We start from the raw sequence: 21,361 nt of genomic DNA on the forward strand, positions 1-21,361 counted from the left end.
TTCCACCTGCGGGGGTGCGCCTTGCGCGAAATCGTCCTGATAAACATCACGGGAGTCGACCGTCCGGGTCTGACTGCGGCCATTACCGGCGTTCTGGCCCAGGGTGGTGTGAACATTCTCGACATCGGTCAGGCGGTGATCCACGACACCTTGTCGTTCGGCATCCTGGTTGAAATTCCCGATACCGAGCAAGGTAAATCCGTGCTCAAGGACATCCTGTTCAAGGGCTATGAGCTTGATCAACAGGTGCGTTTCACGCCGGTGTCTGAAGAGGATTACCAGCAGTGGGTCGGCAACCAGGGCAAAAAGCGCCACATCGTCACGTTGTTGACCCGCAAGGTGACTGCCGGACAACTGCAGGCCGTGAGTTCGATCACCGCCAAGTACGGTTTGAACATCGATCACATCGATCGCCTGTCCGGGCGCATGCCGCTGGATACTCCGGCTGATAAAGGCAAGGGTTGCATCGAGTTTTCCGTACGCGGCGAGGCGGCCGATCCGCAGGCGTTGCGTGCCGAATTCCTCAGCGTCGCCCAGGAGCTGAACGTCGACATCGCGTTCCAGGAGGATTCGCTGTTCCGTCGCAACCGTCGTCTGGCGGTGTTCGACATGGACTCGACGCTGATCGAAGCCGAAGTGATCGACGAATTGGCGAAGGCCGCCGGTGTGGGTGACAAGGTTTCGGAAATTACCGAGCGGGCGATGGCCGGCGAACTGGATTTCCGTGCCAGCTTCAAGGAGCGTCTGGCCTTGCTCAAAGGCCTGGATGTCGGCGTACTGGATTCTATCGGCGCTTCGTTGCGCTTGACCGAAGGCGCTGAAACCCTGTTCGCCGAACTCAAGCGCCTGGGTTACAAGACTGCGATTCTGTCGGGCGGTTTCACCTACTTCGCCAAGCAATTGCAGGCCAAGCTCGGTATCGATTACGTGTTCGCCAACGAACTGGAAGTGGTCGACGGCAAGGTGACTGGCGTGGCGATCGAGCCGATTGTCGATGCGCAGCGCAAAGCGGATCTGCTCAAAGAACTGGCACACAAGGAAGGTTTGCGTCTGGAGCAGACCATTGCAGTCGGCGACGGCGCCAATGACTTGCCGATGCTGGCGATTGCCGGGTTGGGCGTGGCGTTCCGTGCCAAGCCGCTGGTCAAGCAATCGGCCAAGCAGGCGATTTCCACCCTGGGGCTGGATGGCGTGCTGTACTTGCTGGGCTTCCGCGATCGCGACGGACAGCTCTGATACGCTGGAAATCAATGTGGGAGCTGGCTTGCCAGCGATGACTGACCAACCATCAACATCACGGTTGACGGTCAGTCCGCAATCGCGGGCAAGCCCGCTCCCACAAGGTACAGCGTGGTCTTTAAGCCTTCGGCAGGCCCATGCCCTGGCCCATCTGTACCGGGGCGCCGGCGACCATGTCTTCCGTCCACTTCACCTGATCCGGCCCGAACAGTACGACAGCGGTCGAACCCAGCTTGAAGCGGCCCAGTTCCGCACCTTTTTCCAGATGAATCGGCGCACGGGCGGCTTCGTCGTAACGGAAGGTTTTCAGTTCGCGCTTCGGCGGTGTGACCAGGCCGGCCCAAACGGTTTCGATCGACGCGACGATCATCGCCCCCACCAATACCACGGCCATCGGCCCGCGCTCGGTGTCGAAAATGCACGCGACTCGCTCGTTGCGGGCGAACAGTTCCGGTACGTTTTCAGCGGTGGACTGGTTCACCGAGAACAGCCGGCCCGGGATGTAGACCATTTCGCGCAGGGTGCCGGCCAGCGGCATGTGCACACGGTGGTAGTCCTTCGGCGACAGATAAATGGTCGCGAAATCACCGCCCATGAACGGCGCAGCATTGGCAGCATCACCCCCCAGCAGTTCCAGCACGCTGAAACTGTGGCCCTTGGCCTGGAACACGCGACCGTGTTCGATCGGGCCGAGTTGGCTGATCGCACCGTCGGCCGGGCTGAGGATCGCGCCCGGTGTTTCGTCCAGCGGACGTGCGCCGTCTTTCAAGGCGCGGGTGAAGAAGTCGTTGAAGTGCTCATAGGCCGTCAGGTCTTCGACCAATGCCTGGGACATGTCCACCTGATAGCGCTTGGCAAACCAGGCGGTAAAGGCATTCTTGAACCAGCGCACCCGGCATTCGGCGACGCAGCCCGCCAGTCGCGAAAGCAAGTGGTGGGGCAGCAGGTACTGGCTGAGGATAAACAAACGTTCTTTCATTGGGTGTCCTTAAAAACCTTAAAGCTCGACAGGCGTGTCAGGGTGATTGCCCCACTCGCCCCATGAACCGGCGTAGCCTTTGACCCGTGGATAACCGAGGGACTTGGCCACCAGATAAGTGAAGCCGGACCGGTGGTGGGTCTGGCAGTGGGTAATGATTTCCTTGTCCGGCGTGATGCCGAGTTTTTCAAGGATCTGCGGCATGTCGGTGCGAATGCGCAGTTGGCGCGCCTGATCCATGCCCGCCGTCCATTCGAAATTGATCGCGCCGGGAATATGACCGGCCTTCGCCGCGAGCACTTTCTCGCCGGAGTATTCCAGCGGTCCGCGGGCATCCCAGATCGCCAGGTCGGCGGCGCCGAGACGGCTTTGCAGGTACTCGCGGGTAGCGGTGGGTTCGTCATGCAAGGTCAGTGAAACCGGACCACCCACGGCTGGCGGGATCTGGATCGACATCGGCAAGCCTTCTGCCAGCCAGGCTGTCAGGCCGCCGTCTATATAGTGGTACTTGCGGTGGCCGATGACATCCAGCAGCCAGATAAAGCGCCCGGCCCAACCGCCGCCTTCGTCGTCGTACACTACGTAGACTGCGTCGGGGTTGTGTCCCAGCTCACCAAACAACGTCTCGAGTGCAGCCTGCGGCGGCATCAGTCCCGGCGCAGGCGCCTGACCGAGTTGCGTGCGCTTGGGGTCGACAAAACGAGCACCGGGAATATGCCCTGCGGTGTAGCGGGCGCTGCTGGTCAGGTCCACCAGGATCAGTTCGCGGGCATCGAGGCGAGGGAGCAAGTCGCTCGGCTCGATCACCAGCGGCAAGCCAGAGAAGTCAGACATGTGAGGTCTCCAGGGCACAAAAAGGGAAGATTGTAACGCAGCCTTACTGGCCGCGGTGGCTAAAGCTGTGCAGGGCTTTCTCGATGCACTGCGCGGTTTTGCCGAAGGCTTGTACGGTTATTTCCGAAAAGGCGCCGCCACCCTGATCCGCCACGACAATCATGATCACGCGGCCGTTATTGACCAGTGAGCGCAGCAACAGATGCTCACCGCTGAATTGTGAGCGCAGGCTGTTGGGCAGCAGGGCGGAAAACTGTGCGTTGTTGGCTGGCGTCAAACGCACCTGCGCCTGTTGCGCGAGCAGCCGTTGCAGCACTGTGCTCTGGCTGACCGCGAAATTCATGCCGGCCACTTCTTTCGGTAAACCGGCGCTCTGGTGCACTCGCAGGTTGGCATGGGCTCGATCAGCCATCAGGATCATTACCCGGCGCATGCCGCACGCGACCAGGGCGTCGCGGGCCGAGGTGGTCAAGTGCATGGCGTTGGTGAAGCGGCTCGGCTCGATCAGCAATTCGGCACATTGACGACGCCACTTTGCCAGGTCTTCGGCGGTCGGCGCCGGGGCTGGCAACAGACCGGCATGCACTCGATTCGTGCCCCATGGCCAGAGCAATGCAACGGCAGGGTGCCAAAGGTCGGGCATGGCGTGATGGCGGGCGCTGTTGGCGGCCTGCTGGTGCAATTGTTGTTGCACCTCGTCCATGGGCATTTGCAGGTAAAGACTGGTCAGGTACTGCCAGCGCTCGCTGTGCGGACTGTCCCAGGCCTGTTGCGCCGACAGCGCCAGCCCGTTGGCCAGCAGCACCGTGTTGGCGGGCTGGTTCAGCCAGCGGCGCAGCGTCGGATCGTCATCCAGGCGATTTTGCTGGCGCAAAGGATGCTCGCTGTCGCGGGCAATGCGCAGGACTTTGACCAGTTCCCGCTGTTCGGTGAGCAACAGTTTATAGCCTTGCTGCACCCAGATCGGCAGGTGCCAGGCCTCCACCAGGGCCAGGCCGATTTCCAGCAGGCGCGCGCCAAACAACTGCTTTTCGACTTTACACGCCGACTCGCCTTTATGGATGACCCGCAGCTCCCATTCTTCGAGCAACTGCGGATGCGTCAATGCCAGGGGCCACAGTGGTGACAGAAACAGCAGGCTGCCCCAATGAATGTCCTGCCACAGGCGTGCGAGGCGGCTGGCGAAAAAACCGTTGGCTTGTTGCGTCGCGTGCTGGCTGATCATTTGTAGCTGACGCAGTGCCTTGGGAATCTCGCCCATGGGCGCGGCAGGCAAGCGTTCCAGCAATTCTTCGGTGCGTTTCAAACCGAGGCGGTTGATCGCCACCTCAAGGTTTTCAGCCGGCTCGGTCATGCTGCCGTGGGTGTGGCGGTTGGCTTCGCGAATCACGCTCAAGGCCAAAGCCGGACTGTCCTGCATCAAATCGGCGATGTCGCGCAGCGAGCTGCGACTGTCGCGGATTGCCCGGCAGACGCGGTCGTGACTGGCCTGCGGAACCGGCAGGCGGACGCCATCCAGAAGCTTGACCCAGCCTTGGAGCGTGGTTGGTTTGGGAGTCGGGACGTTCGTTTCGTTAACCATGTCTGGAGGCGATCATCGTCTGCGTTACCTGCGCCCGGAATGGGTCAAATTGGCTTTTCGCCTGAACTGGCTATAGTCTGGCGCAGTTTTGCCGATAAGTAGAAGAAGAGATTTTTTAACTTCCGAATATGACCTTGAACCCGACTCAGTAAGTGCTCTCCTACCTATGGCTAAAATAATCGGCATCATCGTCGTATTCGCGAGCGTGCTCGGCGGATACGTGCTCTCCCACGGCAAAATTGCCGCCCTGATCCAGCCTTTCGAGGTGATGATCATCGGTGGTGCGGCCCTCGGCGCATTCTTGCAGGCCAACCCCGGCTACATGACCATGCACGTGCTCAAGAAGTCCCTGAGCATGTTCGGTTCGCGTTTCAGCCACGGTTTTTATCTTGAAGTGCTTGGCCTGATTTACGAGATCCTCAACAAGAGCCGTCGTGAAGGCATGATGGCTATTGAAGGCGATATCGAAGATGCGGCCGCGAGCCCGATCTTCGCCAAGTACCCGACGGTCCTGAAAGACGAGCGCATGACCGCGTTCATCTGCGATTACCTGCGCATCATGTCTTCCGGGAACATGGCTCCCCATGAGCTGGAAGGCCTGTTCGACATGGAACTCTACAGCCTCAAGGAAGACCTTGAGCACCCGTCCCATGCGGTGAACGGCATCGCCGACGCCATGCCCGGTTTCGGTATCGTCGCGGCGGTATTGGGGATCGTGGTGACCATGGCGTCCCTGGGGGAGGGCGATCAGAAGTCCATCGGCCTGCACGTGGGTGCGGCGCTGGTCGGTACCTTCTTCGGTATTCTCGCTGCCTACGGTTTCTTCGGCCCGTTGGCCCATTCCCTGGCCCACGATGCCAAGGAAGAGCTGAACGTCTACGAAGCCATCAAGGCTTCCCTGGTGGCTTCGGCTTCCGGCATGCCGCCATCGCTGGCCGTCGAGTTCGGGCGCAAGGTTCTGTACCCGGCGCACCGCCCTAGCTTCGCCGAGCTGGAACAAGCGGTTCGCGGTCGTTAAGCCATGGAAAATAACCAGCCGATAATCATCAAGCGCGTCAAGCGCATCGCCGGCGGGCATCACGGCGGGGCGTGGAAGATCGCTTTCGCCGACTTCGCCACGGCGATGATGGCGTTCTTCCTGGTGCTGTGGCTGCTGTCGACGGCTACGCCGGAACAGAAGATCGCCATCGCCGGTTACTTCAAGGACCCGATCGGCTTTTCCGAAAGCGGCACGCCGTACATCATCGACCTTGGCGGTACGCCGACCCTGGCGCCGGAAAACACCCTCAACCCCGAGGTGAAGTCCCAGCCGCAACCGGACAAGGTGACCGTCGACGCCGAACAGGTCGAAGGCATGGCCGAAATGGTCGAGAAGGAACGTCTCGAGTTGTTGCTGCAAGAACTGCAAAACAAGGTTGAAGAGAACCCGCAGCTGCAGAAATTCAAAGACCAGATCATGTTCGAGATCACCCCGGACGGCTTGCGTATCCAGATCGTCGATGCCGAAAACCGGCCGATGTTCGACTCGGGTTCTGCGCGTCTGAAACCGTATTTCGAAGACATCCTGCTGGCCATGGCCGACACCATCAAAGCGGTGCCGAACAAGATCAGCATCAGCGGCCACACCGATGCCAAACCGTATAGCGGCCAGGGCGATTTCGGTAACTGGGAACTGTCGGCCAACCGTGCCAACGCCGCCCGCCGTGCGCTGGTGGCGGGCAGTTATCCGGACGGGCAGGTGGCGCGGGTGGTGGGTTATGCCTCGTCTGCCTTGTTCGACCGTGAACATCCGTTCAACCCGGTCAACCGTCGCATCGACATTGTGGTGCTGACCAAGAAAGCCCAGCGCGCCATTGAAGGTTCGCAAGGCGCGGAACCTGCTCCTGATGCACCGCAAGGTTCTGCAGCGCCAGGCGCCACCCCGGCTGCACCGGTCGACCCGAATGCGCTGCCGGCAGACAAGGAACCGCTGCCGGCCCACGAGCTGCGCGAGCGTTTGAATCTGTTTGATGATCCGGCGCCGAAGCCGGCTGAGCCAGCGAAGCAGTGATCCCAAAAAAACCGACAGTGATGTCGGTTTTTTTTCGGCGTTTATCAGGCCGCTGCATTCTCCGTGTGGGCACGATTCCTGTGGGAGCTGGCTTGCCAGCGATGTCGGACTGACAGCCGACCTGATCCTTCAGAAACCGCGAATGATCCTGGATTTGAGATCCGTGTGAAATCGATCGGCGTTGGTTTTGTTGACGCTGCGCACCGCCTCGCTGCCGTTAACCGACTCCAGTGACATCGATCGCTTGATGGTCGATTCGTTTCGATAGGCATCAATGAAGAACTCGATGTCTCTGTCGCTGGTCAGTTTCGGCCATTTATCGAGGTACAGCGGCAGTTCCGTTGGGCCGGTCTTGAATGAGCAGATGCGTCGGTTGGTGATGGTCGCCTCGCCGATTTCGAACGGTACCCACCAGGACAGTGCGGTTTTTTCCGACACCACCGCCAGAAGGTGCGTGCATTCACTGATGTTGCGCGTGATCACACCGGTGATGTCGTCGGTGGTCTGGGATTCGGCGTCCAGCACATCGAGATAGGTCTTGATGTTGGCCTGCATCAGGCGGGTGTTGATGTTGACCGCGTAGGCGCGATCCATGTGGCGGTAGCTGATAAACACTGGCATCAGAAATGTCCCTTGATTGCGAGTTCGCGGTAATAGGCACCGAGGGCGGTGAGGCGGCAGCCGGTGGAGTGAATGGCGGCGTAATACATATGTTCGGCATCAACCGGTTCGATCAGGCTGTGACGATTGCACTTTTGCAGTTGAGAGAAGACCTCGCCGTGTTCCGGATTGAACTCGGGTTCGCTGGGCTCGAAGCTGGGGGCGAGGGGGTAGACCGATTCCGCTTCGGCAAACCACTCGGGCAGTTTGCGCAGGATTTCCTTGGCGATCAGCGGTGAAACCTCGCGCAGGGAAATGAACTGCGACACGTTGGTCTTGAACACCGGCCGCTGTTCCCAGGCATCAAGGGCGTTGTCGACAAACGAATAGAGGCTGCCGGGAGTGATCTTGCCGAGGATGTTGGCGGCGCCGCCGTGCAGAGCCTGGAGCAATAGCCCGGTGAATACGCCGTGTTGGGCGCCTTCCATCGCCGGCTCTTCCTTTTTGCACGCAGTAAGAATGGTCATGCCTTCGCCCACTACGCTGCCTTCACTGCGCAAGGCGCGCAGTTCGCCTGCCGAGCCGCTCTGGCAGCAGTCGAGAATGATCACCTTGTTTTTGATCCGGGTGGCTTTGGTTGCCCAATTAAGAACATCGCTGAGGCGAATCCCGTCATTGGCGTTCCTGTAATCCTGCGGGATCAGCATGCCTTCGTCGGTATCGGTGTCGAAAGTGCCGTGACCGGCGAAGTACAGCAGTGCGACGTTGCAGTCCCCGGAAAACAACTCGCGGATCTGATCCTCGAGTTTCTTTCGACTCAGGTAATCCTCGGCACAGGTCAACACGATGTTCTTGAAGTTCGGGTCGCCATTGGCGTCGGTCTTCAGCACAGACGCCATGGCCATGGCGTCGTTGCAACAACCGCTCAGGCGCGAGACATGGGTGTAATCGTTGATGCCAATGAACAGTCCTTTGCGCATGGTTACACCGCCGTGTGTTGGCGAATGGCGCTGACGATACTGTTGGTATTCCAGGCGCATTCGGCATGTGCGGCCTCACGTACCACCTTGGAAATCCGTTCGGCACCGAACGGCTTGACGGCAATGATCACTTTGCCCATGCGCTTGGCGATCTCGATTTCCTTGTTGATCCATTTGCTATACGTGGAATACATGCCGGCCATGATCAGTACCGCCGAGCATGGGCGGATCTTGTTCTCGAGGGCATCTTCGAGTTGTTTGTCGGTTTTCGCGTCGACAATCGGGTTGTCCGTCGGCACTGAAAAATTCTTGTACATGAAACCGGGCTGCGCGTTGAGCAAGCGCACGAGGTTGTCGTGGGCGTGAGGGTAGGTCCACGAATGGCTGATGAACAAATGATAGGTTTGCAATGGCTGTCCCTCGATGTCGCAGGAGTGCGAAGAGGGTTTGAACTTAGGTCATTGGCTGGCCGCCACAAGGTGCCGATCGCGAAAGAGAAATGCCCTACAGGGATGCGTGCAGACGCCTTACAGAAATGTCTGACGTTTAAGTTGGTGGGTGATTTAAACAGTAGAGCCGGCAGCCCGCCGCCCCGTTGGATCAGGGCGGGGCAGGTGCCTGTTTAGTAGCCGTTTTCCGGCAAACTGGCGATGATCGAGCGGTAGCTGTTCATTCGTTGCTGTTGCACGCGGCCGTCTTCGAGAGCCTTGAGCAATGCGCAACCGGGTTCACGGTCGTGCTTGCAGTCGCGGAAGCGACAGGTGCCGAGCAAATCGTTGAACTCGATGAAGCCGGCCTCGACATCGGCACGGCTGACGTGTCCCAGGCCGAACTCGCGGATGCCTGGTGAGTCGATCAACTCGCCGCCGCCAGGGAAGTGGAACAACCGCGCGGTGGTGGTGGTGTGAGTGCCCTGGCCGGACAGCTCGGACAACGGACCGACGCGGGTCTCGACTTCCGGCAACAGGCTGTTGACCAGCGACGACTTGCCGACACCGGACTGGCCGACGAACACGCTGATGCGACCGTCCAGCTGTTTCTGCAACTGTTCCATGCCGTTGCCGTGGTGCGCCGAGACTTCCAGCACCGGGTAACCCAGCGTGCGGTAAACCGCGAGCAGGGCGTTCAGCGCCGGCGCGTTGTTTTCGTCGATCAGGTCGAACTTGTTCAGCAGTAACAGCGGCTTGATGCCCGCATGTTCGGCAGCGACAAGATAACGGTCGATCAGGTTGGCGTGGGGCTCGGGAAGCGGTGCAAAAACGATGACGATCATGTCGACGTTGGCGGCTACCGGCTTGAGCTGGCCACGGCTGTCCGGGCGGCACAGTTCGGTGTTGCGCGGCAGTTGCGCCACGATCACGCCGATGCCCTGGTTGCCAGCGCGCCAGACAACCTGGTCACCGGTCACCAGGGCAGGCAGGTTGGCCCGCAGGTGGCAGCGGAACACTTGGCCGGCCAATGCACCTTCGCAGGCCTCGACCTCGACCTGCACACCGAAGTGCGCGATCACCAGGCCGTGCTGTTCCGGACCCAGGTCGCCACCCTCAAGTGCCTCGACAGCCGAGGACTCGCGTTTGGCGGCGCGGGCAGCGCGCTCGCCCTGAATCTTTTCGATGCGCCAGTTTTGACGACGATTGAGTTGGCGTTTGGCCATGGGTGTTCCGTATAAAGAATGCAGCGATTAGGTAAAACGGCCGCGAGTTTAGCACGCCCGGCCACCGGCCTAGGCTAAACTGCGCAGCATTGCCTAGGAGCCGACACATGCAAAATTCGCAGAACCTGATCTGGATCGACCTGGAAATGACCGGTCTGGATCCGGAAAACGACGTCATCATCGAAATGGCCACCATCGTTACTGACAGTGATCTGAACACCTTGGCCGAAGGCCCGGTGATCGCCATCCACCACAGCGACGAAGTCCTCGCCCGCATGGACGAATGGAATACCCGCACCCACGGCAATTCCGGCCTGACCCAACGCGTGCGCGACAGCCGCATCAGCATGGCCGAAGCCGAAGCCGAGACCATTGCGTTCCTGGAGAAGTGGGTGCCGAAGGGCAAGTCGCCGATCTGTGGCAACAGCATCTGCCAGGACCGTCGCTTCCTTTATACGCACATGAAATCCCTGGAAAGCTATTTCCATTACCGCAACCTTGACGTGTCCACGCTTAAAGAGTTGGCCGCACGCTGGGCGCCGGACGTTCGCGACAGCTTCAAGAAGGGCAGCACCCACCTGGCGCTGGACGACATCCGCGAATCGATCGCCGAGCTGCAGCACTATCGCAAGCATTTCATCAAGTTTTGATCCGTTGGCTGGCGCGGGGCTTTTGTGGCGAGGGAGCTTGCTCCCGCTCGGCTGCTTAGCATTCGTAAGGACTGCAAATGCGCTCTGACCGGAAGAAGGCAAGGGAGCGCTTGGCACTCCAGCGGGAGCAAGCTCCCTCGCCTCATTGCTTTCGTGCGCCCTCTTTTGATGCCTCGGCGAAGTGCGTAGACTGCGCGCCTTTTTGCAAGGACCGCCACCATGTTGCTGATGCTCTACCTGATCGCCATCACCGCCGAAGCCATGACTGGTGCATTGTCCGCGGGGCGTCGTGGCATGGATTGGTTTGGCGTGGTCCTGATCGCCTGCGTCACGGCGCTGGGTGGCGGTTCGGTACGTGACGTGCTGCTCGGCCACTACCCGCTGACCTGGGTCAAGCACCCGGAATACCTGGTGCTGACGTCCATCGCGGCGATGTTCACCGTGTTTGCCGCCCGCTGGATGCGCCACCTGCGCTCGCTGTTTCTGGTGCTCGATGCCGTGGGGCTGGTGGCGTTCACCCTGATCGGCTGCATGACCGCCCTGGAAATGGGCCACGGCATGCTGGTGGCCTCGGTCAGTGGCGTGATCACTGGGGTTTTCGGCGGCATCCTGCGGGACATTTTCTGCAACGACATCCCGCTGATCTTCCGTCGCGAACTGTACGCCAGCGTCTCTTTCGCGGCGGCGTGGTGCTACATGTTCTGTCTTTACCTGAACTTGCCGGGAGAGCAGGCGATTCTGATCACGTTGTTTGGCGGCTTTTTGCTGCGCTTGCTGGCGATACGTTTTCACTGGGAAATGCCCAAGTTCGTTTATAACGACGAACAGTAAGTTTCAGTGAAACGTGAGCACGCTGTGCAAGGGTGAGTGCGGTAACTATGTAGCCTTTTGTGAGTGGGCAGTTCAATAAGCTACGGTTTTACGTCGGCTTATAGGCTACCCGTATGTTTGAAACTTCCGCACAGCAACGCCCTTACAACCCTCACCAACAATTCATTGAAGAAAGAATTCCCGACTGGCTGACTCGCGCTTCGCCAGACAGGCGCCTGGCGTTGAAGCGCACCCCGGTGGCGATTCCTCAATGGTACAAGACCGCCTCGGCGGCTTCTCACGCGGCGCTGGCGCTAGCCATCAAGGCCAGTTGGGTATCGCAAAACAAGGTTGATCGGCTGTTCGAGTCGCTGGCAAATGTCCGTCAGTTTGCTGAACCCCTGCTTCGACAGGCACTGAAAGAACGCTTCGCCATTGAAGTGGATGTCACCCGCACCTACTTGAGGCTCTATCTGCCGACCGGCATTTTAGTGGGCTATCAAGTCAGGACCGTTTCCTTGCTGGATGCAGCGTTGCGCAACTTTGAGGCAAAGGAAGCAGGCATCCGCTACTTTGATTCAGCTTCCTGTTTTATCAGCGAGCCCAGCATGTCCGGGCAATTTGATGTGCTCGCCATTAATCAACGCATGAGTGTCAGCGCTTTTGTTTCGATGTGTCGTGAACTGGACATCGGCGGCCAGTACACCCAGCAACTGGAAACGTTGTTATTGCCCAAGGATGCTCTGGCCAGGGCAGTGCTGGAACTCAATGTAAAGACCAGCCAGAAAGATGCGTTCAGGGCTGCGATACTCCTGGCCCGCATGAAAGGGGATATCGGCCTGCACTCTCACGCGTCCTTGTTGCATCTGCTCGATGGCGGCGCCAGGCCTGCCCTGGGTGCCCGGGTTTTGCAGTGCTACCAATTGCAGGTCATGGAGGCGAAGCTGACCGGGATCATGCTGCTGGCCGGTGATCTGGACCGTGCTACCAGAGTGGAACCGGTGCTCGTGTACATCCCCGACGATCCGCAGCATCCGCTCAAAGAGTACCCGTCGACGGCTGCTTTCAGGGCAGATTTGGCACAGCGGTTGCGTTCTGCGCACTACCAGCGTTTTTTTGCCCGGTTCGTCGCTCATGAACGGCGAGGCTATTTTTTTGCCGCGCTCAATGATCCTTCTACCGTAATGAAGTGGAGTTCGCGCCGGGTACAGGGTGATCCATGGACAGAGTTGTACCAGGACAAGCTCAACAAGATTCTCAATGATGCCCGCGCCATTGCCGTGCCTTGCGCAGACACCGACCGCAACTCTCGCTGGGAAACCTGGGACAGCCTGGAAAAGGTCGCCTCGATCGTATTGCAGGTCGCGGCCCTGGTGGCGGTCCCCTTTGTGCCGTTTCTGGGCGAATTGATGTTGGCGTACACCGCCTACCAACTGTTGGACGAGACCTGTACCGGCATTCTGGATTGGACCGAAGGTCAGGTGGTCGAGGCGGCTGATCACTTGATGGCCATCGCCGAAAATCTCGCGCAACTGGGCGCATTCGCGGTGGGCGGTGCGGTGGCCGGGAAAGTGCTGGCTATCAAGCCTTCGACTTTTGTCGACAGTCTCAAGCCCGTCGTGCTGGAAGATGGACGCACGCGCTTGTGGAACCCTGATCTGACGCCTTATGAGTTCGCTGCCTCGTTGCCTGCCGATTCGGTGCCGGACGAACTGGGTTTGCATCACCACGGCGCAGCGATGTTCCTGCCGCTTGAGGGCAGCCTGTACGAGGTTCGCACCGAGCCGGGCGAAAGTGCCTGGCGCGTCCGTCACCCGCAGCGGGCGAACGCCTACCGGCCACGACTGACTCACAACGGCGCCGGGGCCTGGGCGCATGAAGTCGAGCGTCCGATGGAATGGCAAGGCGCACAGTTGTTTCGTCGTTTGGGTCATTCAGTCGCTGACTTCTCTGACGTCACCGCCCGGCGCATCCTGGACGTCAGCGGCGTCGATGAAGCCGTGCTGCGTGACATGCACGTCCACGTCCGGCGCCCACCGGCCTTGCTTGAAGAAAGCATTCGGCGCTTCGGGCTTGATGAGCAAATCAAAGTATTTCGTGCGCAACTGCAAAGTCCGGATCCGGCGGTGTACACCAAAGCTGATCCACAGATGCAGGCACAACTGCTGCAAGCGCAAGGTGTCCGTGTACCTGAGAGCCTGCGCAACGCCAATGGAATTCAAGGGATCGTTGAGTCACTGGACGAGGCGACGCTGAAAAAACTGCTGGGTGAAAGTACGGCGTTTGGTGATTCATTACCGGCGATCGACGTGCGAAAAGCGCGGTTGCGTTCGAGGATGGCCGATTGGGCCGAGGAGCATCGTGGCGCCTTGTTCCAGGCGCGCGAAGACGCCTTCGAACAGCGCGCTGACGCAGACACGCAGCAACTACGGCGGATCTTCCCCGATCTGCCGAAAACGATCGCTCAAGAGCTGTCGCGTAATGCCAGTGCAACTGATCGCCTGCACATGCGCAATCATCCTGGAATAACTCAACGAATGGCGCACGAAGCGCTTTTCTATTTGCGAGAGGTGCGACTCAGCCGGGCTTGCGAAGGACTTTACCTGGATTCTGTCAGCAGCCTGGACAGCGACCGGCTGGCGCTGCACATGCTCGAAACATTGAACGGGTGGTCCGCCGATGTCCGCATCGAGATGCGTGATAAACGTTTTGATGGGGCGTTGCTGGACAGCATCGGTCGCCCTGAAGCTCCGCTGCGTAAAGTGCTGGTCAGGCAGGGCGGGCGCTACCAGGCACACGATAATGTCGGTGAGCAATTGCATGGGTTCGACACACTGTATGGCGCGGTGATGCACGCGCTTCCCGACACGCAACGTCTTTCGTTGGGGTTGCCCCATGTGGGGCAGTGGGCCGAACTGAAACAAATGCTCAGACGACAACCACTGCTGGATCGTGCTCTGGTGCGCGCGTTGTTCAAGCAGCCAGCGCTGGGGCCTGCCGTCCGATCGCCCATGGGGCTTGCCGTGGGGCGTTCTGGTTACTTGTTGGGTGGCGGGGATCTCGATCCCGCGCAAACGCAATCCATCGAACAACGGCTTCGAGCCCTGTATCCAACGCTTTCTGAAGAGCAGATGGCGGCCTTGCGTAGTGAGCGATTGACCGGGGACCCACTGCTGGCTGTTGCCAGGCTGGAAAACGAACACATTACGCTGGTCAATGAGCTGGAGGTGTGGAGTGCTGATGTGCCGTCCATTCATCCTGGCACCGGAGCGCTACTGACAGATGCTGAAATTGCCATTCAACGTCAGCACAGACAGGGTTTCATGCAGGCATTGCTGGACACGGCGACCCGTTACATCACGACGCTTGAGTTTGAATTGGACTTTCTGGGTGTACTACCCGAATTGTCGGCCGATTTCAGTCATGTTCGAGAGTTGTCGCTGAGCAGTTCCTCCCGAACGGGAGGCCATGCATTTTTCGCCAGCTTCCCGGGAGTTCGGTACCTGACATTGTCTGGCTTGGCCCTTGAGGCTTTTCCCGTCGAGCTTTATCAGATGCGCGAGCTTGTTTCGTTGACGCTCGATGATTGTGATATCCGGCTCACCGAAGCCACTGTCGAAGGTTTGGCGCACATCGAAGGCTTGACGCTTCTGGATCTGGAAAACAACCCACTGGAATGGGCGCCCCATGTTGGCTACATGAAGCAATTGGACAGTCTCTACTTGAAGAATACGGGGTTGACCACGGTCCCTTACGGAATGTTCTCACTTGAGAGCCTGGCTTTCGTCGACCTGACGTTCAATGAAATAACAATGCTGCCTGATGAGTTGTTCGAAGTTTCTGATACGCGCGATGCAAACTACAACTTTCGAAATAATCCTTTGAGTGATTTGAGTAAGCAGCAGGTTGCCGACTATATGGAAAATGCCGGTGCCGACAGAAAATTACTGATTCAAGTGGATGATGAGTTTGGCGCTGAACAGGCTGAAGACACAGAGTCCGAAGCGGAGGACAGCGGAGTGGAGAGCGCTGGAGATGATGATTGAGTCGTTTTCGGTTGGGCAATTATGCGTGAGTGGTATGTCGAGAATTAAATTGTTTTGCGTTATACATATTTTGAATGTTTTTTTGAATGGGATGGGCTTCTGATTCTTGTTATTTGTTCAGTCAGGCAGGTCGCGCAACATTGGAGGCAATGTTCGAGGCTGTGACTGTAATCAATAGTAGAGTGAGTCGCATGAGTTCTGTAGCCGAAGTAACAGGTTTCACACGTTTCAATGTAAGTTTTGATGCGCCGTCATCGACGCAATCAAAGAGTCTGTACGCCAATGGAAATATGCAGGTCCGAATATTGGTTACGCTCAGGGGTAAAGACAAAGACGGAAAGTCGGTGCCCTTGACTCCCTCGATTTACCACACCGTTCGGCTCATCAATTACCGTACGGGCGAGGTGTTGCAGGGAAATTGGCAAGTCAGCGATCGACCTAATCGGTTTTGGTACGCGATGTCGGGTTCAGATGCAGCCCCAGCACCGCTGGAAAGTGTCGAACCTGACATTACGGTGCTTGAGTATTGGGTCTCTTCATCGGTGGTGGATACGGTGCACATAGGTGCGGCGGTTATTTTGAACGACAGAATAATTCGGACCAATAACACAACGGTGGGCGACAAACACGACAGCAGTGTCATGCTGGTCGCTGAGGCGCCTGTCACGTACGCCATTGAAGATTTCAAGTTGGAACGGGTGCGAAGCGAAGGCCGATGGAGCCACGAAATTTTTCATTGCTATCTGGGTTTGTATCCAGGAGGTCGTCAACTCAGGCTGGTGGACTGGTCGGCAGCTGACGATGGTCATCATCACAGGCTGACCAGGAGTGTGTTTGAGGCCTATGGCGGGTTTATTGACAATGACTATCGCTGGTATGTGAGTTGTAAACTGGCGGCGGTGAAAGATAAGGAAGTCTTCCTGGTGCTTCCACCCGAAAAGGGTGAACGAATCGACGAAGTTTACTATGTAAAGGTTAATGACAGAGACGGTGAACTGTCCATCGTTCGTGGCGTGGGCGAGTCTTTTTCTTCCGATACTTACGTGAGAAAGGAGACTTTCAATTTTACCGCTTATGACGTGTATGGGACGGCGCATAAGTTGCGAGTACGGCCGGATTTTGATAAGCGGCCGGCTGACTTCATTTTGGAGCGGGGTTAATTTAATGCAAGCTCAGCAAATGAATTCCTTGTACTCCAATGCATTTAATTTCAACAGTTTTCTCCAGGGGGGCGTTGATCCCAGAACCGGGATTTACACCTTTTCATTATCTTTGGGAGAAATAACCTCTGTAAGCGCAATGGGGCTGTCGTTGGATGTCGTACTTCAGTTTAATCCGTTGAATGTGGTTAATGTCGGTTTTGGAACAGGGTGGTCAATCGCGTTGTCTCGTTATGACACATTGAACAAAATCATGACGTTGTCAACAGGGGAACGCTATAAGGCAACAGAACTCGAGTCGAGCTTGATATTCGCAGAGCAAAAACTTAATACTGTAAAAGTGACCAGGCCCGATGTCGATAACTTTCATTTACTCAATATAAACGGGACACGGGAAACCCTGAAAATTCATGAGGAAAGCGGCAGTGCCATACCCGTGCAGATCATGGCAGCCAACGGCGCAAGTATCTTCCTCCGATATGTCACTTATAACGAACAGCCAGTCCTGAGCGAGGTGAGAGACGAGCAACGTTTATTATTGAAAGTTGCCGCCAGTGACAATCAGGTCGCGCTCACTCAGTACCCGGGTACAGTAGCCGAAACACGCATTACCTTGTTTCTGACAGACGAACGCATTTCAACCATTCGCTTGCCGACAGGCGAAGAATGGACGCTGCAATACGAAATCATTGGTGGTCTCGGTTGTCTCACTCAAGTCGATTCACCGCGGGGTGCGCGGGAGGTCATCGGCTATACCGAGGATGGGCATTTGCTTCCACCTTTGGCGCCTATGCATTCGATGCCCTGCGTCAGCTCGCATAAGGTATACCCGCAGTACGGTCAGCCAGCCATCCTGACTGAGTATGCGTTCTCGGACGCCAACTTTTTGGGTTTTGGGGGCGAGTTCAGTTGGTCCGAGGAGGGTGACAATCTGGATGCCGCCGCCTCCGACTATGTTTATACATCGACTGAAAACCTGATGCTGGACGGTCAGATTCATCATTCGACATTACGGACCTACAACAGATTTCACCTACTGCAGTCCCAGATCACAACGTGCGCTGATGCAGTGACGTCAGATCTGATGGAATACCCTCTGGAGCCCGGAAAGAGCATCGCCGGGCAGCCACCGCAATTCCGCTTGCCGCGCGCGATGACGCGACGTTACAAGAACTCGAAGACTGGTCATTCTCGCGACGAAGTCACCCTTACGGAGTTCGACAGTTTCGGTAATTTGATCAAGCAGGTCGAGCCCAGCGGTGTGACCACTGTTTCCGAGTTTTATCCGGTCACAGGGGCGGATGGGTGCCCAGCCGACACTTCAGGTTTCATTCGTTATGTTAAACAGCGGACAGTTATTCCGGCATCGAGCGATGTTGCGGCCAGCACGACGGTCACGCGTTTTCGCTACGCGCTCCACAAGGGCCTCAATGGTTCGCAATGCTCCATGATCCTGCCTGTTGAGGAAAAGCTTTATGAGCTGGCCGATAAGAGTGAAACGTTGCGTTCAAGCTGCATTCTGACTTATTTCGACACGCCGCAAGACTCGACGCGTCATGGGCTCTTGAGTCACCGCACGCTTGAAATGAACGGCCTCAAGACTTGTTCCGAACATCAGTACAGCATTGCTCAGGATATTTTGACGCTGGGTATCACCACCGTCGGATTTGATGGTGCCAGCACGACTTCATTGCAGACATTTTCCGCGCTGAACGGAATGAAACGCTCCGAACGAAGCGAAGACGATGGCGTTACCCGTTTCAAATACGACAGCATTGGACGGATCCTCAGCACGACCGTATCGGCAGGTACGCCAAATGCAGCGACGAGCCATACGGTTTACCAGGCAGCCAGCCACGAAGCGCCGGCGACGATGCATTCAACCGATCTGGCAGGCGTTTTACAAACGACTGCCTACGACGGACTCGGTCGCATCATCGGGATGCAAGAGCAGGATTGCGATAGCCCTGACAAAGCAGCCATAGCCCATGCGCGCGTTATCTTCGCCGCGCGCCACGACGGTCTCGGACGACTGATAGAGCAAACGCACACCGATTGGTGGGAGGAGGTCGCCCGGCCGATGACAACCACTTTTGAGTACGATGACTGGGGGCAGGTCAAAACCACGATCCATCCTGACGGGCGCAAAGAGCATCGCACTTACGATCCGGTTACACGTACCGAGACATATTGGTTCGAGGGCATGGGCAAATCCATCACCCGCTTCAATGATTTCGGAAAACCGGACACTGTCGAGGCTTTCGACCGCAAAGAGCAAAGCCTGGGCAAGATCGTTCATGGTTATGACGGATGGGGCCGAGCGGTCAGTCAGACGGATGCGGTTGGCAACAGAACGACGTTTGGTTACGACGTGTTCAATAGACTGTGCCGAAGCGAGTTGCCGGACGGACATGTCGTGGAAACCGAGTTCGCAATCCACAGCCCCGAGACGCTGCCCACCCGGATGAAAATGTCTGGTCAAAGCCTTGGGCAGCAAACGTTCGATGGGCTGGGCCGTTTGACTGCAAGCACCATCGGTGGGCGCACGTGCAGTGCCGGCTACGAGGGAGGCTCCGGGCAGCCGACGTGGCAGAAAAGCGCCAGTGGTGAGCGAGTCGAGTTTGATTACGCACGCGATTTCGGTGGGCGATTGCTGCAACGCAAGGCGACCGGTTCAGTCGCCAATTACACCTACAGCCCGTCGCACGGACAGCCTACGAGCTGCATAGAGCAGGGGCGTGAAACCCGTTTCGAGTATTACCCTTCCGGCCGACTCAAGAATGAGATCACTGTCGGCGCCCAACTCCAGACGGCCTCTTATACCTACTCATTCGGCGGGCGACCCCTGACCTATACCGATGTGCTGGGCAATCAACACAAAACCGGCTACGACGAATGGGGGAGAGCCGTATCATTTGAGCAGGGGGCGCTCAAAGCAGACTTGGTCTATGGCGCATTGGGCTTGCTGGAACGCATAGATTCACAGGACAGGCAAACCGGACGCTCCCTGGAGACTCGTTTGACTTACGACGATTTGGGGCGAGAAACATCGCGCACGTTTGTGATCGACGGGATCGCCGCGCAAACCCAGGCATTGAGTTACTCCCTGGATGGAAAGCTGGCGCAGAAGGTGCTCAGCAGCGGTGAAACGGTGTTGCGCGACGAGCACTTCACTTACGATCAGCGCGGCCGGCTCAGTGGCTACACCTGTGACGGATCGCAGCGACCACGCGATCCTTATGGCAAAGAGATCGTCAGTCAGCACTATGTGTTCGATGCGCTGGACAACATTGTCACTGTACGCACCGAGTTTCCCGGTGGCGACAACCTGGCGACGTTTACCTATAGCGCTGTTGATCCGAGCCAACTGATCGAGGTGCGCCATTCCCACACCGATTATCCCGCCCTCGTCACACTGGAATATGACGCCGACGGCCAAATGATCAAGGATGACCTGGCGCGTTCGCTCAGCTACGACCCGCTTGGCCGGTTAACGCGAATCGCCACCGCGACAGGCGCTGTGATCCGCGATTATCACTACGACGCGCGCGATCGCCTGGTTGAGCTGTCTGGACCGGCGGGCACTCTTGCACAGCGCTTCTATCACGAAGGGCGCGTCATCAATGAGATCAATGGCAGCGACTTGCGTACCTGTTGGCGTCAGTCCGGCCTGCTGCTGGGTGAGCGGCGATCGGACGTTGGCGTTCAGCAGGTCGTTACAGACCTGCAACAAAGCGTATTGACCATCGTATCGGATACGCAGCGTAGCGAAATTGCCTACAGTCCCTACGGATTTCGTCCTGCGGAGGGCGGGGTGTTCAGCTTGGCAGGGTTCAATGGTGAGCAACTCGATCCGCTGACCGGCCTGTACCTGTTGGGCAACGGGTATCGAGCCTACAGCCCGACATTGATGCGCTTTCTCAGTCCGGACAACCTGAGCCCGTTTGGTGCCGGAGGACTGAATCCTTACGCCTACTGCCTCGGCGACCCGATCAATCGGGTTGATCCGACCGGACACGTTTCCTGGCAGTCTGGTTTGGGGATTGGTCTTTCGATAGTTAGCATCGCGGCAAGTATCCTGACCTTTGGCGCCACCACACCGCTGGCGATCGCCAGCCTGACATTAGCGTTGGCTTCGGGAATCACGGGCATCGCGAGTGCAGTTGCACACGAAGTAGCGCCGCAATCGGAGTTGGGTGACATCCTTGGCTATGTGAGTCTGGGGCTGGGTGTGGCATCTGCTGTAGCGGGTGCCGGGGCTACGCTTCAGGGGGCCAGCAAGGTCGCTGGAAAGCTCAGGGCACCGTTGAGTGGTGACCCCGCACGGGCCGCACGGGCGATGAAAAACGGGATGAGCGGCAGAGCGAAGGCAGGATCATCCGCCGGGATCGAGAGGGCTGGGTCAACCACCCAGGCCACAGAGGCGGCGGCTGCAAGGTGGACATACACGACGCCGCGCAATCTTCCGGGTTTTGAAAAGTTGGAGGGTTCGTCTCTCGCTCGTTTCTTCCAGTTCAAAAACCTAATCAGGGATAAAGGGTTGTCGCCGGAAGATGCCGCTATGGAAGTCGGCAAACACACCAAGTTCAACGAGATGATCAAGTTCGACGTAAGAAAGGCCGATCCTAAAACGAAAATCAACAATTCAGGGTATACCGAAATCAGACTCAATGCAGGACTGCGACTGTTGTTCACCGCCAACAGGGACACACGAGTTGTGACGCTTCACAAGATCAGCCATACAATAAAGGGTGCTTAAAGCGTCGGATAGGGCAGG

At 57.7% G+C, this 21,361-nt stretch carries 15 protein-coding genes; 8 read left to right on the top strand and 7 right to left on the bottom strand.

The features are described from left to right. The first annotated feature begins 21 nt into the window (after positions 1-21). Positions 22-1,236, top strand: a complete 1,215-nt coding sequence (serB, locus tag ASD60_RS01880) for a phosphoserine phosphatase SerB (RefSeq protein ID WP_034148725.1) — start codon at positions 22-24, stop codon at positions 1,234-1,236. A gap of 121 nt (positions 1,237-1,357) precedes the next feature. On the opposite strand, the gene asd is transcribed toward serB, so the two are convergent. Genes asd through ASD60_RS01895 form a run of 3 tightly spaced genes read right to left on the bottom strand, consistent with a single transcriptional unit; the run spans position 1,358 to position 4,634 of the window. Further along, entirely contained in the window at positions 1,358-2,218 is an 861-nt protein-coding gene (gene asd / locus ASD60_RS01885; protein ID WP_056852355.1) for an archaetidylserine decarboxylase, read from the bottom strand. Positions 2,219-2,236: 18 nt separating this feature from the next. Next, on the bottom strand, positions 2,237-3,052 hold the full coding sequence (locus tag ASD60_RS01890; protein ID WP_056852356.1) for a rhodanese-like domain-containing protein: 816 nt from the start codon (positions 3,050-3,052) through the stop codon (positions 2,237-2,239). Positions 3,053-3,095: 43 nt separating this feature from the next. After that, entirely contained in the window at positions 3,096-4,634 is a 1,539-nt protein-coding gene (locus ASD60_RS01895) for an HDOD domain-containing protein (RefSeq protein ID WP_056852357.1), read from the bottom strand. Between the two features lie 166 nt (positions 4,635-4,800). Between ASD60_RS01895 and motA the strand changes: the two genes are divergently transcribed. Both motA and motB read left to right on the top strand, forming a co-directional pair. Continuing rightward, positions 4,801-5,652 carry a flagellar motor stator protein MotA gene (motA, locus tag ASD60_RS01900; protein ID WP_056852358.1) on the top strand — a complete coding sequence of 284 codons (852 nt, stop codon included), beginning with the start codon at positions 4,801-4,803 and terminating at the stop codon, positions 5,650-5,652. Positions 5,653-5,655: 3 nt separating this feature from the next. After that, positions 5,656-6,684, top strand: coding sequence for a flagellar motor protein MotB (gene motB, locus ASD60_RS01905; protein ID WP_056852359.1), 1,029 nt, complete (start codon positions 5,656-5,658; stop codon positions 6,682-6,684). Positions 6,685-6,813: 129 nt separating this feature from the next. On the opposite strand, the gene ASD60_RS01910 is transcribed toward motB, so the two are convergent. The 4 genes from ASD60_RS01910 to rsgA form a co-directional block, all read right to left on the bottom strand. After that, positions 6,814-7,305, bottom strand: a complete 492-nt coding sequence (locus tag ASD60_RS01910; RefSeq protein ID WP_056852360.1) for a toll/interleukin-1 receptor domain-containing protein — start codon at positions 7,303-7,305, stop codon at positions 6,814-6,816. Next, positions 7,305-8,264, bottom strand: a complete 960-nt coding sequence (locus ASD60_RS01915; RefSeq protein ID WP_056852361.1) for a caspase family protein — start codon at positions 8,262-8,264, stop codon at positions 7,305-7,307. Before ASD60_RS01915 ends, ASD60_RS01910 begins: the two co-directional genes overlap by 1 nt. Positions 8,265-8,266: 2 nt before the next feature. Continuing rightward, the gene (locus ASD60_RS01920; RefSeq protein WP_056852362.1) at positions 8,267-8,674 is read right to left on the bottom strand and encodes a TIR domain-containing protein; all 408 of its coding nucleotides are present in this window, start codon (positions 8,672-8,674) and stop codon (positions 8,267-8,269) included. A gap of 212 nt (positions 8,675-8,886) precedes the next feature. Continuing rightward, the gene (rsgA, locus tag ASD60_RS01925; RefSeq protein WP_056852363.1) at positions 8,887-9,918 is read right to left on the bottom strand and encodes a small ribosomal subunit biogenesis GTPase RsgA; all 1,032 of its coding nucleotides are present in this window, start codon (positions 9,916-9,918) and stop codon (positions 8,887-8,889) included. Positions 9,919-10,025: 107 nt separating this feature from the next. Between rsgA and orn the strand changes: the two genes are divergently transcribed. The 5 genes from orn to ASD60_RS01950 all read left to right on the top strand — a co-directional run bounded on the left by orn (position 10,026) and on the right by ASD60_RS01950 (position 21,343). Continuing rightward, positions 10,026-10,568, top strand: a complete 543-nt coding sequence (orn, locus tag ASD60_RS01930; RefSeq protein WP_056852364.1) for an oligoribonuclease — start codon at positions 10,026-10,028, stop codon at positions 10,566-10,568. Positions 10,569-10,787: 219 nt separating this feature from the next. Continuing rightward, positions 10,788-11,399, top strand: coding sequence for a trimeric intracellular cation channel family protein (locus ASD60_RS01935; protein ID WP_056852365.1), 612 nt, complete (start codon positions 10,788-10,790; stop codon positions 11,397-11,399). 221 nt (positions 11,400-11,620) lie between these two features. Beyond that, complete coding sequence (locus tag ASD60_RS01940) at positions 11,621-15,424, top strand: dermonecrotic toxin domain-containing protein (RefSeq protein ID WP_236708390.1); 3,804 nt, start codon at positions 11,621-11,623, stop codon at positions 15,422-15,424. A 191-nt stretch (positions 15,425-15,615) separates the two neighbouring features. Continuing rightward, the gene (locus ASD60_RS01945) at positions 15,616-16,584 is read left to right on the top strand and encodes a hypothetical protein (protein ID WP_156386246.1); all 969 of its coding nucleotides are present in this window, start codon (positions 15,616-15,618) and stop codon (positions 16,582-16,584) included. 4 nt (positions 16,585-16,588) lie between these two features. Further along, the gene (locus ASD60_RS01950; RefSeq protein WP_056852368.1) at positions 16,589-21,343 is read left to right on the top strand and encodes an RHS repeat domain-containing protein; all 4,755 of its coding nucleotides are present in this window, start codon (positions 16,589-16,591) and stop codon (positions 21,341-21,343) included. Positions 21,344-21,361: the final 18 nt, after the last annotated feature.

Origin of the sequence: Pseudomonas sp. Root562, from assembly GCF_001427125.1 — a bacterium.
Taxonomy (GTDB): Bacteria; Pseudomonadota; Gammaproteobacteria; order Pseudomonadales; family Pseudomonadaceae; genus Aquipseudomonas.

Coding starts and splice junctions, on each gene's coding strand:
- asd (WP_056852355.1), bottom strand. CDS start 2,218: ATGAAAGAACGTTTGTTTATCCTCAGCCAGTACCTGCTGCCCCACCAC.
- ASD60_RS01890 (WP_056852356.1), bottom strand. CDS start 3,052: ATGTCTGACTTCTCTGGCTTGCCGCTGGTGATCGAGCCGAGCGACTTG.
- ASD60_RS01895 (WP_056852357.1), bottom strand. CDS start 4,634: ATGGTTAACGAAACGAACGTCCCGACTCCCAAACCAACCACGCTCCAA.
- motA (WP_056852358.1), top strand. CDS start 4,801: ATGGCTAAAATAATCGGCATCATCGTCGTATTCGCGAGCGTGCTCGGC.
- motB (WP_056852359.1), top strand. CDS start 5,656: ATGGAAAATAACCAGCCGATAATCATCAAGCGCGTCAAGCGCATCGCC.
- ASD60_RS01910 (WP_056852360.1), bottom strand. CDS start 7,305: ATGCCAGTGTTTATCAGCTACCGCCACATGGATCGCGCCTACGCGGTC.
- ASD60_RS01915 (WP_056852361.1), bottom strand. CDS start 8,264: ATGCGCAAAGGACTGTTCATTGGCATCAACGATTACACCCATGTCTCG.
- rsgA (WP_056852363.1), bottom strand. CDS start 9,918: ATGGCCAAACGCCAACTCAATCGTCGTCAAAACTGGCGCATCGAAAAG.
- orn (WP_056852364.1), top strand. CDS start 10,026: ATGCAAAATTCGCAGAACCTGATCTGGATCGACCTGGAAATGACCGGT.
- ASD60_RS01935 (WP_056852365.1), top strand. CDS start 10,788: ATGTTGCTGATGCTCTACCTGATCGCCATCACCGCCGAAGCCATGACT.
- ASD60_RS01945 (WP_156386246.1), top strand. CDS start 15,616: ATGAGTTCTGTAGCCGAAGTAACAGGTTTCACACGTTTCAATGTAAGT.
- ASD60_RS01950 (WP_056852368.1), top strand. CDS start 16,589: ATGCAAGCTCAGCAAATGAATTCCTTGTACTCCAATGCATTTAATTTC.